The organism is Streptomyces sp. NPDC003456 (assembly GCF_042878735.1).
Lineage (GTDB): Bacteria > Actinomycetota > Actinomycetes > Streptomycetales > Streptomycetaceae > Streptomyces.
In genome coordinates, this window is sequence record NZ_JBIAOK010000005.1 from 205,626 (window position 1) to 220,128 (window position 14,503).

The following is a 14,503-nucleotide window of genomic DNA, read 5'->3' on the forward strand; positions in this document are numbered from 1 at the left end:
CCCGGCCGGCCGCCGTCCGGTCGACTCCCGGCGCCCGCGCGTCAGGCCGCGACGGTCAGGCCCTGCGCGGTGACCCGGTGGGGCTCCACCACCCGGCCGTCCGGCAGGAGTTCGCCGGTGTCGTCGAAGACGATCGCGCCGTCGCACAGCAGGCTCCACCCCTGCTCGGGGTGGGCGGCGACGACGTGCGCGGCGGAGGAGCCGGTCGCGGGGCACTGGGTCCGGTGGGCACACATGGCGCACCTCCACGTCGATAGGGCCGTGTGAAGCATTCCCATACCTCTTACGGACAGACGATCCTCCCGTCTCGACCGCGGCGGAACGGCGTGGCGGCAAGCGTGACGAGTCCAGGACATCGCCGCGACCGTTCCACGACGGCCGGTGCGGACTCGCCACCGAAGGGGTGAGGGTCACGGACCCCGGCCCGGAGGGCCGGTACCAGTGAGGTTCGGACAATTCACCTCATTCGGGAGGTTTCCCCCATGCGTCCACGTTCCCTTCTCGGCGCGGCGGCCGGTGCCGCGCTGCTCCTGCTGACCGGCGCGGGCGCGGCCCCCGCCACCGCGTCCACCGCCGCCGTGGCGGACAGCGTCACCGTCGACGCCGTCGGCCGGATCGCCGCCGACGGCACGGTCACCCTGACCGGCACCTACCGCTGCGCGAGCTCCAGCGGCCCGGTCTTCGTCAGCTCCTCCGTGAGCCAGGGCGTGTCCACCACCCGCCACGGCATCGGCGGCACCCGGGCCGTGTGCGACGGCGCCGAGCACCGCTGGGTGAACACGGGCCGTCCCATGCCCGGCTCCCTCCTGCCCGGCGCGGCCCGGGTCGACGCCACGCTGATGGAGCTGCGCCTCCTCGGCGGCCTGCCGCTGCCCAGCGCCCACGCCACCTCGGCCCAGGCGGTGACCCTGATCCAGGGCTGAGCGGCGGGACACCGGCGGACCGGCGCGCGAGCCGCACACGCGGCCGCCGCCGGTCCGTCGCGCGTCCTGGACCAGCGGCTTCCCCAGGGGGGTGGTGCGCCGCGGCCCTCGTTGACGGTTTAATTGCGAGGTCTGTGCAACAGCCATATGGAAGCAACAAGGGTGTGAGGTCACATGTCGACCCGTCGGATACGAGGAGCCGCCGCAACGGCGGCGCTGGCCGCGGCGGTCACCGCCTGCTCCGCTCCCGGGGGCGGCGCGACCGACGGCGCCGGATCCGCGGCGTCGGTCGTCATCGGCGTGGCCACCGAGCCCGACACCCTCAACCCGCTGCTCGGCTACGGCAAGGACGGCAACTCCAAGATCTTCGACGGGCTCCTGGCCCGCGACGCCGAGATGAAGCTGAAGCCCGCCCTCGCCGCGGCCCTGCCCGAGATCACCGACGGCGGCCGTACGTACACCTACACCCTGCGCGAGGGCGTCGAGTTCAGCGACGGCGAGCCGCTCACCTCCGCCGACGTCGTCCACACGTACCGGACGGCGCTGGACCCGAAGACCAACAACACCTTCAAGAGCGAACTGGACGCCGTGAAGGAGGTCCGGGCCGACGGCGACGACAAGGTCGTCTTCACCCTGAAATACCCCTACGCGCCCTTTGCCGCCCGTACCGTCCTGCCCGTCGTCCCCGAGCACATCGTGGGCGGGCAGGACCCGAACACCGGCTCCTTCAACAGCAGGCCGGTCGGCACCGGCCCCTACGTCCTCGGCACGTGGAGCAAGGGCGAGAAGCTCACCTTCAAGGCCAACCCCCGCTACTGGGGCGGCAAGCCGAAGGTCACCTCGATCACCATGGCCGTCATCGGCGACGACAACGTGCGCGCCACCCGGCTGCGCTCCGGCGACCTCGACGGCGCCGTCCTGCCGCCCAACCTCGCCGCCACCTTCGAGGACGACGACGGCAAGCGCACCCACGAGGCCCGGTCCTACGACTTCCGCGCCGTCACCCTCCCCACCGCGAACGAGGTCACCGGCGACCGCGCGATCCGGCAGGCCCTGGACGCCGCCGTCGACCGCGAGGCCATGGTCGACAAGATCCTCGACGGCGCGGGCCGCCCGGCCTACGGGCCGCTGCCCGTCGACGACCCCGCCTTCACCCCCGCCATCGAGCGCCCCCGCGACCTGGACAAGGCCCGCGGCATCCTCGACGCGGCCGGCTGGAAGCCCGGCAAGGACGGCGTCCGCGCCAAGGACGGGCAGCGCGCCTCCTTCACCCTGCTCTACCCCTCCGGCGACAAGGTCCGCCAGGACCACGCCCTCGCCTACGCCTCCGACGCCAAGGAGGCCGGCATCGAGGTGAAGGCCGAGAGCGCCACCTGGGAGGTCATCGAACCGCGCATGAAGGACACCGCCGTCCTTGCGGGCTTCGGCAGCATCGGCGACCCCGATTTCGGCCTCTACACCCTGCTGCACTCCTCCCTCGCCGGCGACGGCTTCAACAACATGGCCCGCTACGACAACCCGGCCGTGGACCGCGCCCTCGACGACGGCCGCCGCAGCCAGGACCCGGCCGAGCGCAAGAGCGCGTACGACAAGCTCCAGCGCGCCCTGGTGCGGGACCCCGGCTACACCTTCCTCACCCACATCGACCACCTCTACGTGCTGGCCGACCGCTGGGACGGGCTGAGCACCCAGCTGGAGCCGCACGAGCACGGCTTCGCCAGCGGCCCCTGGTGGAACATCGAGGACTGGCAGCCCGCACGGTGACCCGCCTGCCCTGGGCCGCGATGGCGCGGCTGACGGGGCGGCGGGCCCTGTTCGCCGGCCCCGTCCTGCTCGTCGTCACCTTCGGCGTGTTCGCCATCGCCGCCGCCTCCCCGTTCGACCCCGTCAAGGCCTACGCCGGGACCGCCGCGCTCGGCGCCGACCGGCGGACCCTGGAGCGGCTGCGCGAGAACCTCGGGGTGGACGAGCCGTTCGCCGCCCGCTGGTGGCACTGGCTGACCTCCGCCCTCGGCGGCGACCTCGGCCACTCCACCGTCATGCGCCAGCCCGTCACCCAGGTCATCGGCGAACGGCTGGTGTGGTCCGCGCTGCTGTGCGCGGCCGCGTTCGCCGTCGCCGTGCTCGCCGGCACGGTCCTCGGCGTGCTCGCCGCCCGCCGCCCCGGCTCGGCGGTCGACCGCGCCGTCACCTCCCTCGCCTACACCCTGGAGGCGGCCCCGGTCTTCTGGATCGCCCTGCTGGCCGTCTGGCTGTTCGCCCTCCAGTGGGACGTCCTGCCGGCCGGCGGACTGACCGACACCGGCAGCGAACAGGTCACGTTCGGGCAGGTCGCGAGCCATCTCGTCCTGCCCGCCGGGGTGCTGGCGGTGTCCCAGCTGCCCTGGTTCACGCTGTACGTGCGCCAGGGCGTCGGGGACGCCCTGGCCGAGGACCCCGTGCGCGGCGCCCGCGCCCGGGGCCTGAGCGAGCGCACCGTCCTGCTCGGCCACGCCCTGCGCTCCGGGCTGCTGCCGGTGCTCACGCTCATCGGCTCCCGCGTGCCCGAACTCATCACCGGCGCCCTGCTCGTGGAGAGCGTCTTCAGCTGGCCGGGCATCGCCGCGGCCACCGTCGAGGCGGCCACCGCCGTCGACTTCCCGCTGCTCGCCGCCCTGACGACCCTGGCCACCGCCGCCGTCCTCGCCGGGAACCTGCTCGCCGACCTGCTGTACGGACTGTCCGACCCGAGGGTGAAACTCCGTGACATGTGACGCACCCGCGCCCGCCGGCGCCCCGGAGGAGACCGCGTGGCGGTCGCACGGTCCGCGGCGCCGCTCCACCCGCGCCCTGCGCGTGCGCACCTCCGCCGCACTGGTGGGCCTGACCGTCGCGGCCGTGCTGCTCGTCCCGCCGCTGGTCCAGCTCGACCAGCAGGCCGTCGACCTGGCCGCCAAGCTCCAACCGCCCTCCTGGGCCCACCCCTTCGGCACCGACGACGTCGGCCGGGACCTGCTGCTGCGCTGCGTGTACGGGCTGCGCGTCTCCCTGCTCGTCGGAGTGGCGGCGGCCCTGACGGCGACCGTGGTCGGCACGGCCGTCGGCGCCGCCGCCGGGGCGCTGGGCGGCTGGGCCGACCGCGCGCTCATGCGGCTGGTCGACACGTTCTCGTCCGTGCCGCACCTGCTGCTCGGCATCTTCATCGTCGCCATGTTCCGGCCGGGGGTCTGGCCGGTGGTGATCTCCGTGGCCCTGACCCACTGGCTGTCCACGGCACGCATCGTCCGCGCCGAGGTGCTGTCCCTGCGGTCCCGGCCGTACGTCGACGCGGCCGTCTCGGGCGGGGCGTCGCGGTGGCGGGTGACCGTACGGCACCTGCTGCCGGCGGTGCTCCCGCAGGCCGCCCTCGCCGCCGTGCTGATGGTGCCGCACGCCATGTGGCACGAATCGGCCCTGTCGTTCCTCGGGCTCGGTCTGCCGACGCACACCGCGAGCCTCGGCACCCTCGTCCAGACCGCCCGCGGCTCCCTGCTCGCCGGCCAGTGGTGGCCGACCCTCTTCCCGGGCCTGTTCCTCATCGTCCCGACCCTCGCCGTCGCCGGCCTCGCCGGGGCCTGGCGGGAGCGGATCAACCCCCGTCACCGATCGGAGCTGATGCTGTGAGCACCGAGACCGACTCCGGGACCGGCCCCGCCGAGACGGCCGCCGCCGGGCGGAACGCCGAGGCCGGGCGGGCGCCCGTGCTGTCCGTGCGCGGGCTGTCCGTGCGGTTCCTGATGCCGGGTGGGCGCCGGGTCGCCGCCGTGACCGATGCCCGCTTCGACGTGGCGCCGGGGGAGTGCCTCGCCCTCGTCGGGGAGAGCGGCTGCGGCAAGTCCGTGCTGGCCTCCGCCCTGCTCGGGCTGCTCCCCGGCAACGCGCAGACCGCCGGATCGGCCCTGCTCGGCGACCTCGACCTGCTCACGGCCGGCGAGCGCGTCCTGGCCCGGACCGTCCGGGGCCGCCTCATCGGCCTGGTCCCGCAGAGCCCGGCCGCCCACCTCACCCCCGTGCGCACCGTCCGTTCCCAGCTGGAGGAGACGGTCGCCGCCCTGACCGCCACCCGGGGCCGGTCCGCCCTGCGCGCCGCGGCCGAGGCCGCCGCCGAACGGGCCGCCTTCCCCGCCGACCACCTCGACCGCCACCCCCACCAGCTCTCCGGCGGCCTGGCCCAACGGGCCGCCACCGCCCTCGCCCTGGTGGGCGGCGCGCCCCTGCTGCTCGCCGACGAACCCACCACCGGACTCGACCGCGACCTCGTGGACCGCACGGTCGACGAACTGCGCCGGCACGTCGACGACCCCGCCGGGACCGACGGCCGCGGACGCGCCCTGCTGATGATCACGCACGACCTGTCCGCCGCCGAGCGCATCGCCGACCGGGTCGCCGTCATGTACGCGGGCCGCATCGTCGAACTGGCCGGCGCCCGCGACTTCTTCGGATCGCCCGGCCCCCGCCACCCCTACAGCCGCGGCCTCCTCCAGGCCCTGCCCGAGCGGGCCTTCACCCCGATCCCCGGCATGCCGCCCGAGCTCGGCGACCTCCCTGCCGGATGCGCCTTCGCCGCCCGCTGCGACCGGGCCACCGGCACCTGCGTCACGGGCGCCGCGCCGACCGGCACGGTCGCCTGCCACCACCCGTACGTGCCGGAGGACGCCCGTGCTTGAACTGCGTACCGTCACCGCCGGATACGACCGGCACGCCCCCGTGGTCCGCGGTGTCTCCCTGACCGTGGCGGCGGGGGAGTCCGTCGGCCTGCTCGGGCCGAGCGGCTGCGGCAAGTCCACCCTCGCCCGGGTCGCGGCGCTGCTGCACCGTCCCGACTCCGGCACCCTCCTGCTCGACGGCGTGCCCGTACGGCACTGGCGCCACCGCGCCCCGCGCGAGCTGCGCACCGCCTTCGGGGTCGTCTTCCAGCAGGCCAGGCTCTCCGCCGACCCGCGGCTGCCGCTGGCCGACCTGATCGCCGAGCCGCTGCGCGCGACCGGCCGGGGCGGGCAGGCGGCGCGGCGGGTCGCCGAACTGGCCCCGGCCGTCGGCCTCACCGCCGATCTGCTGACCCGCAGGCCGCACGAGGTGAGCGACGGCCAGCTGCAACGGGCCTGCCTGGCACGGGCGCTGGCCCTGCGCCCGCGCCTGCTGGTCTGCGACGAGATGACGGCGATGCTCGACGCCTCCACGGCCGCCGCACTGGTCGCCGCCGTCGAGGACTACCGGGCCGCGACCGGCGCCGCCCTGCTGGCCGTGGGCCACGACCGCACCCTGCTGCGGCGCTGGTGCGACCGCACGGTCCACTGGGCCGACCTGAGCTGAGCGGCGCCGCTCACGCTCCCCGTCCGGGGGGCGCAGGGTCAGTGGTCGTCCCAGTGACCCTCGTGGGCGGCGTGCCGGTGGCCGTCGTGCACGTAGTCGGTGTGGTCGCCGTGCCGTACGGCCTGGTGGCCGCAGTGGTCGCCGTGCTGGTGGTCGTGGTTGTGGTGCACCGCGTGGGCGCCGGCGCCGCACTCGTCGGCGTGACCCTCGTGCATCCGGTGGATGTGGCCGTCGTGGGCGTAGTCGGTGTGGTCGCCGTGGGGGAAGGCGAGGTGACCGCAGTCGTCGCCGTGGGTGTGGGCGTGGTCCTGGTGGGTGAGGTGCTCGGCGGTGGTCATGGCGGGGCTCCTTGCCTGTGTGCCGGGCCGCCCGGCGGACGCGGGGCTGGTGGCGACATCGACCTTTAGCGGCTTCTGTACCGATTGTCCCGGCGGCGGGCCGCCGTGCACCATTCGGCGGGAACGCGGACGGGTGACCGGACCGGGAGCAACCTTCGCGATCGTCCGCGGGTCGTGCCGGGCGGGTGGCCCGTTCAGCGGACCGCCACGATCACGCAGCTGTCGCCGTACTGCCAGACCGGGCCCGCCGTGCCGAAGCCGGCCCGCCGGAGCAGATCCAGGTGGGCGGGCAGGGAGAGCCCCGCGGGACGCCCGGTGGCGGCGGCGCCCTCGCGGCGGGCGCGGTCGGCCAGGAGGTCCGTCAGCTCCGGGTCGCGGGCCGCGGCGGCCCACCAGGAGTGCCAGTCCTCCTGCGCGAACGCCCGCTGCCGGACGGCCCGGCACCGCCCGACGTGCGCGGCGATCGAGGCCGGACCCCCCTCGCCCAGGGGCAGGTGGTCGCCGTTGACCAGGACGCCCCCGGGCCGCAGCACCGCGGCGAGCTGCCGGTACACGGCGGACAGGGTGTCCCGGTCGAGGTAGTGCAGAGCCGTGGTGGAGACGGCCGCGTCCAAGGGCCGGTCCAGCTCCAGGGCCCCCAGCCAGCCGGGCGCGCCGATCTCCGCGTCCACGTACCGGGCCGCGTCCGGGTGGTGGGTGCGGCCCAGTTCCAGCAGCAGCGGATCGCGGTCCACGGCCACCACCTCCGCCTCCGGCAGCCGCCGGACCAGCCGGGCCGCCAGCGAGCCCGGGCCGCAGCCCAAATCCACGACCAGCGGCCGTGCCGCACGGCCCGCCGTCACGTGCTCGACCACGTCGGCGATCACGGTGAACCGCTCCTCGCGGTCGACGGCGTACCGCTGCTGCTGCAGCTCCCAGCGGTCCACCCACCGCTGCGCCGTCGCCAGACTCAGCCCCATCCGCCTCGCGCCACCTAGCCGTCTCGCAGCCGACCTTTGCCCGCCCGAGACTACAGGTGGAAACGGTTCCCATTACGCACTGGTGGCGCCGTCACGCGAGTGAGGCGAGAACGGACAGCAGTCGGTCGATCTCCTCCTCCGTGTTGTACACGTGCAGACTCACCCGGACCGAACCGGTCCGCTCACCGGCGTCGCCCTGGCAGAGATGGTCGGAGCGGACCATGAACCCGTGGCTGAACAGGACGAAGCCCAGGTCTCCCGAGTCGACGGCCCGGTGCCGCAGGGTCACGATGCCCCGCCGCCGCTGCACCGCCGAGTCGGCGGCCAGACTCAGCGGGCAGCCCAGCACCTCGTAGGCGTCGAGACCGCGCAGGCCCTCGGTCAGCCGCGCGGCCAGGTCGACCGTCCAGCGCTCGACCCGCTCCACCCCGGCCGCGTCCAGCCAGTCCAGGGCCGCCTCCAGGGAGGCGACACCCACGGTGTTCGGCGTGCCGCTCCATCCGCCGGGCGTGAACCGCGGCCCGCGTTCCTGCCGCGCCCACACCGCTCCGGAGCCCGGCAGAGCCAGCGCCTTGTGCCCGGAGAACACCACGAAGTCCACGTCCAGGTCGTCCACGGACAGCGGCACATGGCCGACGCCCTGAGCCGCGTCCAGGCAGATCACCGCCTCGGGGCCGACCGCCCGGCGGATGCGGTGCACGTTCATGTCGCCGCCGTACACGTGGTGCACGTGGGTGGCCGCGACGAACCGGGTGCGCGGTCCCGCCCGTTCGGCCAGCGCCCGGTGGTCGTAGTCCCACGAGCCGCTCTGGTACGGCATCTCCACCACGTGGATGCGCACGCCCTCCCGCGCCAGTTGCCGCCGGGTCTCCAGCCACGGTTCGATGTTGGCCCGGTGGTCGGCCCCGGGCACGACGATCTCGTCGCCGTCGCGCAGGAGACCGGGCAGCCAGTCCCGCGCGATCGTGCGCAGCCCCTCGGTCGTGCCGCTGGTGAAGTGCACGGCGGACCGCTCGGCACGGGCGTCCCCGAGGAACCGGGCGACCCGCTCCCGGGTGCGCTCCACCAGATCCGTCGTCCGGTTGGCCCAGGTGTACGTGCCGCGCGCGGCGTTGGCGTTCGACGTGGTCAGATACGCCTGCACCGCGTCCAGCACGGCCCGCGGCTTCTGCGAGGTGGCCGCGCTGTCCAGGTACGCCAGCTCCGGGTGCCCGGTGACGATGGGGAACTGTGCGCGCAGCTCCCGCTGCCACGCGCGCAGGTCCTCGCAGGTGGTGGGTGCCGTCATGGTCAGTCCCGCACCAGGGGCGCGCCCGCGTCCCGCCAGGCGATGATGCCGCCGGCCAGGCTGCGCACGTCCGGGTGGCCCATGCGGGTCAGCAGGGCCGCGTACCGGGCGGACTGCTCGCCGACCGGGCAGGCCAGCAGGACCGGGCGGCTGCGGCTGAACGGCAGCCCGCCGCGGGCGAGTTCGGCGAGCAGCTCGTCGACGATGTTGACCGACCCGTCGATGTGCAGCGCCGCGTAGGCGAAGGGGCTGCGCAGGTCGACCACGAGTGGATCCCCGGTGTCGATCCAGCGCCGGGCCTCGTCCACGGTGACCGTCGGTGCCCCGGCGACCTCGGCCTCGGTCAGGTCCGCCGCCGAGTTCCTCCGGGCCGGCCGGCCCAGCAGATCGGGCCGGCGCTCCCTGACGTAGCCGAGGTAGCTCTCGACGCGGTCGCAGACGATGAAGACCGCGGTCCGCCGCCCGGCCGACTCCTCGTCCAGCGCGCGCAGATGGCGGACGGCGCCGAAGTAGGCCGCGCCGCCGGTGGGCCCGCCCAGGATGCCGCAGCGGCGGTTCAGCGTGAGCATCCCCTCGATGGCCTCGTCCGCCGTCACCGGTTCCATCGTGTCGTACGTCCCCGGGTCGAACAGGCCGACCTCCTGCACCTCGTCGATGGTGCGGATGCCGGGGATGAAGTCGGACTTGGCCGCGACCAGGCCGACCACGCGCACCGACGGGTCCTCCTCGCGCAGCGCCCGGGCGACGCCCGTGGACGAGCCGGCCGTGCCCACGCAGGCGACGAACCAGTCCGGGACCCGGCCGTCCAGGTCCTTGACGATCTCGGGGCCGGTGCCGGTCAGATGCGCCTCGGTGTTGCGCCGGTTGAAGTACTGGTCGGTGTGCAGGTACGAGTCGCCGGAGGCCGACAGGGTCCGGTGGAACAGGGTCAGCGGATCGTCCGTCGCGGTCGGGTCCAGGCACTCGCTCTGCCCCGGCAGTTCCTCGATCTCCGCCCCGAGCAGCAGCAGGAGGTCCTTGATCTCCGGCACCCGCATCCGGTTGGTGACGCTCCGGAAGCCCAGGCCGTGCATGCCCGCGATCACCGCCAGCGCCTTCGCCGTGTTGCCGCTGGACAACTCGACCACCTGGCTGCCCCGTTCGACCGCCTCGGCCAGCAGCGGCTCCGCCATGCTCCACGCGGCCCGGTCCTTCACCGACCCGAAGGGGTTGAGCATCTCCAGCTTGGCGTACAGGTCGATGTGGCGCAGCCCGTGCACGGCCGGGTCGATCCGCACCAGCGGGGTGTTGCCTATCGCCTCGGTGATGCTGTCGTACCTCACTGGACTCCCCCCGAGGGCGTGATCGGCCAGAACTGCTCGTCGAGACACCACCGCCACGCGTCGCCGTCCTGCCAGGCGGCCACCTTCCGTGCCGCGGGCTGCAGTTGGGCACCGGTGGCGTGGAAGTCCATCGCGTACCCGGCGGTGTTGGCGAAGGCCAGCAGGTCGCCCGGCTCCGGGCGGCGCGGCAGGAAGACCGTACGCCGGGTGATCAGGTCCGACTCCAGGCACAGGCTCCCGAAGAGATGGACCGCGACGGGCCCCTCACCTGCCGCGCCGGCGTCCCGGGGGACGACGACCGGGTCCACCAGCACGCCGTGGTCCTCCAGGGCGACGTCGTCCGCCTTCGCGGCCAGCCGTACGAGCAGGGGCCCGCCGCCGTCCGGGGCGCGCACCTCCAGCACGCGCGCCAGCGTCAGTCCGCACTGGTCCAGCAGCGCCCGGCCGGGCTCGGTGTGCAGGTCGTACAGGTGCTCCAGCAGCAGCGACGCCAGCGGGCGGCCGCCCAGCGACGCCGCGGGCCGGCCGAGCAGTTCGTCCAGGTAGGCCGCGCCCGCCACAGGCCGGTAGGCCGGGTACAGCCCGAGCGCGCCGCGCAGGGTGCCGGACTCCGCGCGCAGCCCGTACCCGTGACCGCTCCAGGTCAGCGGCGGCCGGCGGCCCAGGACGGCCGCGGTGAGCTCCGTCGTGTACGCGTCCCACTGCTCCCGCTCGGCGAGGTAGCTCACCCCGAACCCGCCGCCGATGTCGACCGCGCGGGGCCGCAGCCCCCGGCTGCGGAACGCCTCCAGCGCCGCCAGGCACCCCTCCAGGGCGACGGCCTTCTCCGCGACGCTCGTGGTGTCCAGATGGAAGGCCACCCCGGCCGGCTCCACCGCGTCACCGTGCCGTTCCACCGCCTCCAGCAGCACCTCCAGCCCCCGCACGGGCGTGCCGAACCGGCTGCGCCGGCTCAGCAGCCGGACCCCGGGCGCCTCGAACCCCGACAGTCTCAGCAGCACCGGCACCGCAGGCAGCGCGTGCTTGCGCACCAGCGCGGCCAACTGCTCCAGCTCCGCCGCGGAATCGGCGCTGACGGTGACGCCCGTGCGGGCCGCCAGCCACAGGAACTCGGGGTTCTTGGGACCGGTGGCCGTGATCCGCCGTGCGTCGAACCCGGCCCCCAGGGCGTGCTGCAGCTCGCCGAGCGAGGCGACGTCCACGCCCGCGTCCGTCGCCGCGAGCCGCCGCAGCAGGGCGCTGGACCGGCTCGCCTTGTGGGCGTAGAAGATCTGCCCGGGCAGCCGGTGCGCCCGGTACACGGACCGGAAGCCCTCCACGTTCTCCGCGATCTGGTCGGGCACCACGACGTGCAGGGGCGAGCCGAGGGCGTCGGCGAGCGCGTGCAGCGTCCCGTGCGCCGCCACGAGCGACCGGAGCCGTGGCTCCAGCCGTGGTGCGAGGTACAAGGGCTCCGGCTGTGGTTCGACGTACAAGGGCCGGCCGTCCATGCGCGCTCCCTCCCCTGAAGCCGCTGGGCCCGATGTCCGGGCACGTCGGACACTCCCCGTGTGTCGCCGTATGACCCCTATCCATTCCCCGGTCGCTTTACGCCCTGCGCGGCCCGGGCCCGTCGCCGCGCCGGTGCGCAGCGGATCACGGGCCGGGGCAGGGCGCGCGCCGGGCGCATGGGGGCGGCCGCCGCGGCGCGGCGCCCCCGCCCGGCCGCGCCCCGGCGCTCCCCGAAGCGCCCGCACGCGCCTGCCGCCCCGGCGCTCCCCGGACCGCACCCCGTGAACGAGCCGTACCGCCGGCCGGCTCAGCTCCCGGCCGGTCCGGTGGGGCCGTCGTACACCAGGAGCCCGTCGTCGCGCAGGCGGGCTCCCGGCGTCGGCCGGTGGGTGTTCAGGCGCCCGTCGTGCATCAGGTGCAGGACCGGCGCGCCCCGGGCGAGCACCGCGAAGTCGGCGATCAGCCGCCGGTGGCAGCGCCACCAGACCGCTTCGCTGCACATCACGGCGGTGCGCACGCCGGCCGCCTCCCGCAGCAGCCGGTCCATCGCGGTGACGAAGACGGGGGAGCGGGTGTGGGCGGCGTAGCCGCGGAAGGACGCGTTGCGCCAGACGACGTCCGGGCTGTCCTGCGGCAGCGGGCGGAATCCCCCGAGGTCGCGCTCCCACCGGTACGCGACACCGGCGTCCGGCAGCCACTCGGCGAGCCGCTCGCGCAGCAGGTCGGGGTCGCGCCGGCTGCCGGGAGCGGTCCGCACGTCCACGAGGCACGCGACACCGGCCCCCCGCAGCAGCTCCAGGATGCGCTCCCGGCCGGCGGTGCTGTGCCCGAAGGTCACCAGAGGTGTGTCCACCATGTCGGACCATCCCCTTCGGGCGGACGCGCGCACCGCCGCCCGACACCGCCGCGCGAGCCGGGCGACATGCCGTCAGATGTCCCGGAACGTCTCGATCTGCGCCCCGATCGAGTTCAGCCGCTCCGCCAGGTCCTCGTACCCCCGGTTGATGACGTACACGTTGCGCAGCACCGACGTGCCCTCGGCCGCCATCATCGCCAGGAGGACGACCACTGCCGGGCGCAGGGCCGGCGGGCACATCATCTCGGCGGCGCGCCAGCGGGTCGGGCCCTCGACCAGGACGCGGTGGGGGTCCAGCAGCTGGAGCCGGCCGCCGAGGCGGTTCAGGTCGGTGAGGTAGATGGCGCGGTTGTCGTAGACCCAGTCGTGGATGAGGGTCTTGCCCTGGGCGACCGCCGCGATGGCCGCGAAGAACGGCACGTTGTCGATGTTCAGGCCGGGGAACGGCATGGGGTGGATCTTGTCGATCGGCGCCTCCAGCTTGGAGGGCCGGACGGTCAGGTCCACCAGCCGGGTGCGGCCGTTGTCGGCGAAGTACTCGGGCGTGCGGTCGTGGTCGAGGCCCATCTCCTCCAGGACCGCCAGCTCGATCTCCAGGAACTCGATGGGCACGCGGCGCACCGTCAGCTCCGACTCCGTCACCACGGCCGCGGCCACCAGGCTCATCGCCTCGACCGGGTCCTCGGAGGGCGAGTAGTCCACGTCCACGTCGATGGTCGGCACGCCGTGCACGGTGAGCGTGGTGGTGCCGATGCCGTCGACCTTGACGCCCAGCGCCTCCAGGAAGAAGCACAGGTCCTGGACCATGTAGTTGGACGAGGCGTTTCGGATGACGGTCGTGCCGTCGTGCCGGGCGGCCGCCAGCAGCGCGTTCTCGGTCACGGTGTCGCCGCGTTCGGTCAGCACGATCGGCCGGTCCGGGACGGTCGAGCGGTCCACCTGGGCGTGGTACTGCCCCTCGGTCGCGGCGATGTCCAGGCCGAACCGGCGCAGCGCGATCATGTGCGGCTCGATCGTGCGCGTGCCGAGGTCGCAGCCGCCGGCGTAGGGCAGCTTGAAGTGGTCCGTGCGGTGCAGCAGCGGGCCGAGGAACATGATGATCGAGCGGGTGCGGCGGGCCGCGTCCGCGTCGATCGAAGCGAGGTTCAGCTCGGCCGGCGGCACGATCTCCAGGTCGACGCCGTCGTTGATCCAGCGGGTGCGCACGCCGATGGACGCCAGTACCTCCAGGAGGCGGTAGACCTCCTCGATGCGGGCGACGCGGCGCAGCACCGTGCGCCCCTGGTTGAGCAGTGAGGCGCACAGCAGCGCCACGCACGCGTTCTTGCTCGTCTTCACGTCGATGGCGCCAGACAGGCGCCGCCCGCCGACGACCCGCAGATGCATCGGACCGGCGTAGCCGAGGGACACGATCTCGCTGTCGAGGGCCTCCCCGATCCGCGCGATCATCTCAAGGCTGATGTTCTGATTGCCGCGCTCGATCCGGTTGACGGCGCTCTGGCTGGTGCCGAGCGCCTCCGCCAGCTGGGACTGGGTCCAGCCCCGGTGCTGCCGGGCGTCACGGATGAGCTTGCCGATGCGTACGAGGTAGTCGTCTGCCATGGGGTTGAGGTTATCTCAGATATGAGATGCCGCCCGCCCGGGGGTCCGTTCGGGTGACGAGCCGTCAACCCCGCCCGGCAGCCTCAGTGTCGGGACGAGCGCGTGGTGCGCCGCCATCCGAAGGGTCCCGGCAGGTCCATCGACGTCGTACGGCGTCCCGTGCTGCTGCGGGTGTAGCGGGGGCCGTTCTTGCCGCCGCCGGTGGTGATGGACCAGGAGCGCTTGTTGATGTTCAGCCGCACCCCCGGAAGAATCCGGAAACTCTTGCGGAACGTGAGGGGCATTCAGGGCCTCCTTCCGGTGTTCACCGGGCCCATCCCGGTCCCGTTCGCTTACCCCGGGTTCCCGGATGGATGGCACCCGGGATCCGGCCCGCCCCGGATCTCCTCGGGT

15 protein-coding genes are annotated in these 14,503 nt (G+C 74.2%); 6 read left to right on the plus strand and 9 right to left on the minus strand.

Annotated elements, in window-relative coordinates; translation table 11 throughout:
• Positions 1-41: 41 nt before the first annotated feature.
• Positions 42-236 carry a DUF5999 family protein gene (locus ACFYWG_RS21965; RefSeq protein WP_376333996.1) on the minus strand — a complete coding sequence of 65 codons (195 nt, stop codon included), beginning with the start codon at positions 234-236 and terminating at the stop codon, positions 42-44.
• A 246-nt stretch (positions 237-482) separates the two neighbouring features.
• Between ACFYWG_RS21965 and ACFYWG_RS21970 the strand changes: the two genes are divergently transcribed.
• From ACFYWG_RS21970 to ACFYWG_RS21995, 6 genes are all read left to right on the plus strand, one after another.
• Positions 483-923 carry a DUF6299 family protein gene (locus ACFYWG_RS21970; RefSeq protein ID WP_389202980.1) on the plus strand — a complete coding sequence of 147 codons (441 nt, stop codon included), beginning with the start codon at positions 483-485 and terminating at the stop codon, positions 921-923.
• A 174-nt stretch (positions 924-1,097) separates the two neighbouring features.
• The gene (locus ACFYWG_RS21975) at positions 1,098-2,687 is read left to right on the plus strand and encodes an ABC transporter substrate-binding protein (RefSeq protein WP_389202982.1); all 1,590 of its coding nucleotides are present in this window, start codon (positions 1,098-1,100) and stop codon (positions 2,685-2,687) included.
• Between the two features lie 20 nt (positions 2,688-2,707).
• On the plus strand, positions 2,708-3,676 hold the full coding sequence (locus tag ACFYWG_RS21980) for an ABC transporter permease (RefSeq protein ID WP_389203511.1): 969 nt from the start codon (positions 2,708-2,710) through the stop codon (positions 3,674-3,676).
• Entirely contained in the window at positions 3,666-4,565 is a 900-nt protein-coding gene (locus tag ACFYWG_RS21985) for an ABC transporter permease (protein ID WP_376333991.1), read from the plus strand. The genes ACFYWG_RS21980 and ACFYWG_RS21985 overlap by 11 nt, the downstream gene beginning before the upstream one ends.
• A 113-nt stretch (positions 4,566-4,678) precedes the next feature.
• Positions 4,679-5,608 carry an ABC transporter ATP-binding protein gene (locus ACFYWG_RS21990; protein ID WP_385420747.1) on the plus strand — a complete coding sequence of 310 codons (930 nt, stop codon included), beginning with the start codon at positions 4,679-4,681 and terminating at the stop codon, positions 5,606-5,608.
• Positions 5,601-6,254 carry an ABC transporter ATP-binding protein gene (locus ACFYWG_RS21995; protein ID WP_389202985.1) on the plus strand — a complete coding sequence of 218 codons (654 nt, stop codon included), beginning with the start codon at positions 5,601-5,603 and terminating at the stop codon, positions 6,252-6,254. Before ACFYWG_RS21990 ends, ACFYWG_RS21995 begins: the two co-directional genes overlap by 8 nt.
• Before the next feature lie 38 nt (positions 6,255-6,292).
• Here ACFYWG_RS21995 and ACFYWG_RS22000 read toward each other — a convergent pair whose 3' ends face one another.
• The 8 genes from ACFYWG_RS22000 to ACFYWG_RS22035 all read right to left on the minus strand — a co-directional run bounded on the left by ACFYWG_RS22000 (position 6,293) and on the right by ACFYWG_RS22035 (position 14,394).
• Entirely contained in the window at positions 6,293-6,592 is a 300-nt protein-coding gene (locus tag ACFYWG_RS22000; RefSeq protein ID WP_389202987.1) for a hypothetical protein, read from the minus strand.
• Between the two features lie 194 nt (positions 6,593-6,786).
• Positions 6,787-7,551, minus strand: coding sequence for a class I SAM-dependent methyltransferase (locus ACFYWG_RS22005; RefSeq protein ID WP_389202990.1), 765 nt, complete (start codon positions 7,549-7,551; stop codon positions 6,787-6,789).
• Positions 7,552-7,642: 91 nt separating this feature from the next.
• Positions 7,643-8,839, minus strand: coding sequence for an aminotransferase class V-fold PLP-dependent enzyme (locus tag ACFYWG_RS22010; RefSeq protein ID WP_389202992.1), 1,197 nt, complete (start codon positions 8,837-8,839; stop codon positions 7,643-7,645).
• A gap of 2 nt (positions 8,840-8,841) precedes the next feature.
• Complete coding sequence (locus ACFYWG_RS22015; RefSeq protein WP_389202994.1) at positions 8,842-10,161, minus strand: pyridoxal-phosphate dependent enzyme; 1,320 nt, start codon at positions 10,159-10,161, stop codon at positions 8,842-8,844.
• Positions 10,158-11,651, minus strand: coding sequence for a Y4yA family PLP-dependent enzyme (locus ACFYWG_RS22020; protein ID WP_389202996.1), 1,494 nt, complete (start codon positions 11,649-11,651; stop codon positions 10,158-10,160). The genes ACFYWG_RS22015 and ACFYWG_RS22020 overlap by 4 nt, the downstream gene beginning before the upstream one ends.
• 308 nt (positions 11,652-11,959) lie before the next feature.
• Complete coding sequence (locus ACFYWG_RS22025) at positions 11,960-12,508, minus strand: DUF488 family protein (RefSeq protein WP_389202998.1); 549 nt, start codon at positions 12,506-12,508, stop codon at positions 11,960-11,962.
• 72 nt (positions 12,509-12,580) lie between these two features.
• Positions 12,581-14,110, minus strand: a complete 1,530-nt coding sequence (locus ACFYWG_RS22030) for a helix-turn-helix domain-containing protein (RefSeq protein ID WP_376325021.1) — start codon at positions 14,108-14,110, stop codon at positions 12,581-12,583.
• An 83-nt stretch (positions 14,111-14,193) separates the two neighbouring features.
• Positions 14,194-14,394 carry a DUF4236 domain-containing protein gene (locus tag ACFYWG_RS22035; RefSeq protein WP_376325022.1) on the minus strand — a complete coding sequence of 67 codons (201 nt, stop codon included), beginning with the start codon at positions 14,392-14,394 and terminating at the stop codon, positions 14,194-14,196.
• Between the last annotated feature and the right edge of the window lie 109 nt (positions 14,395-14,503).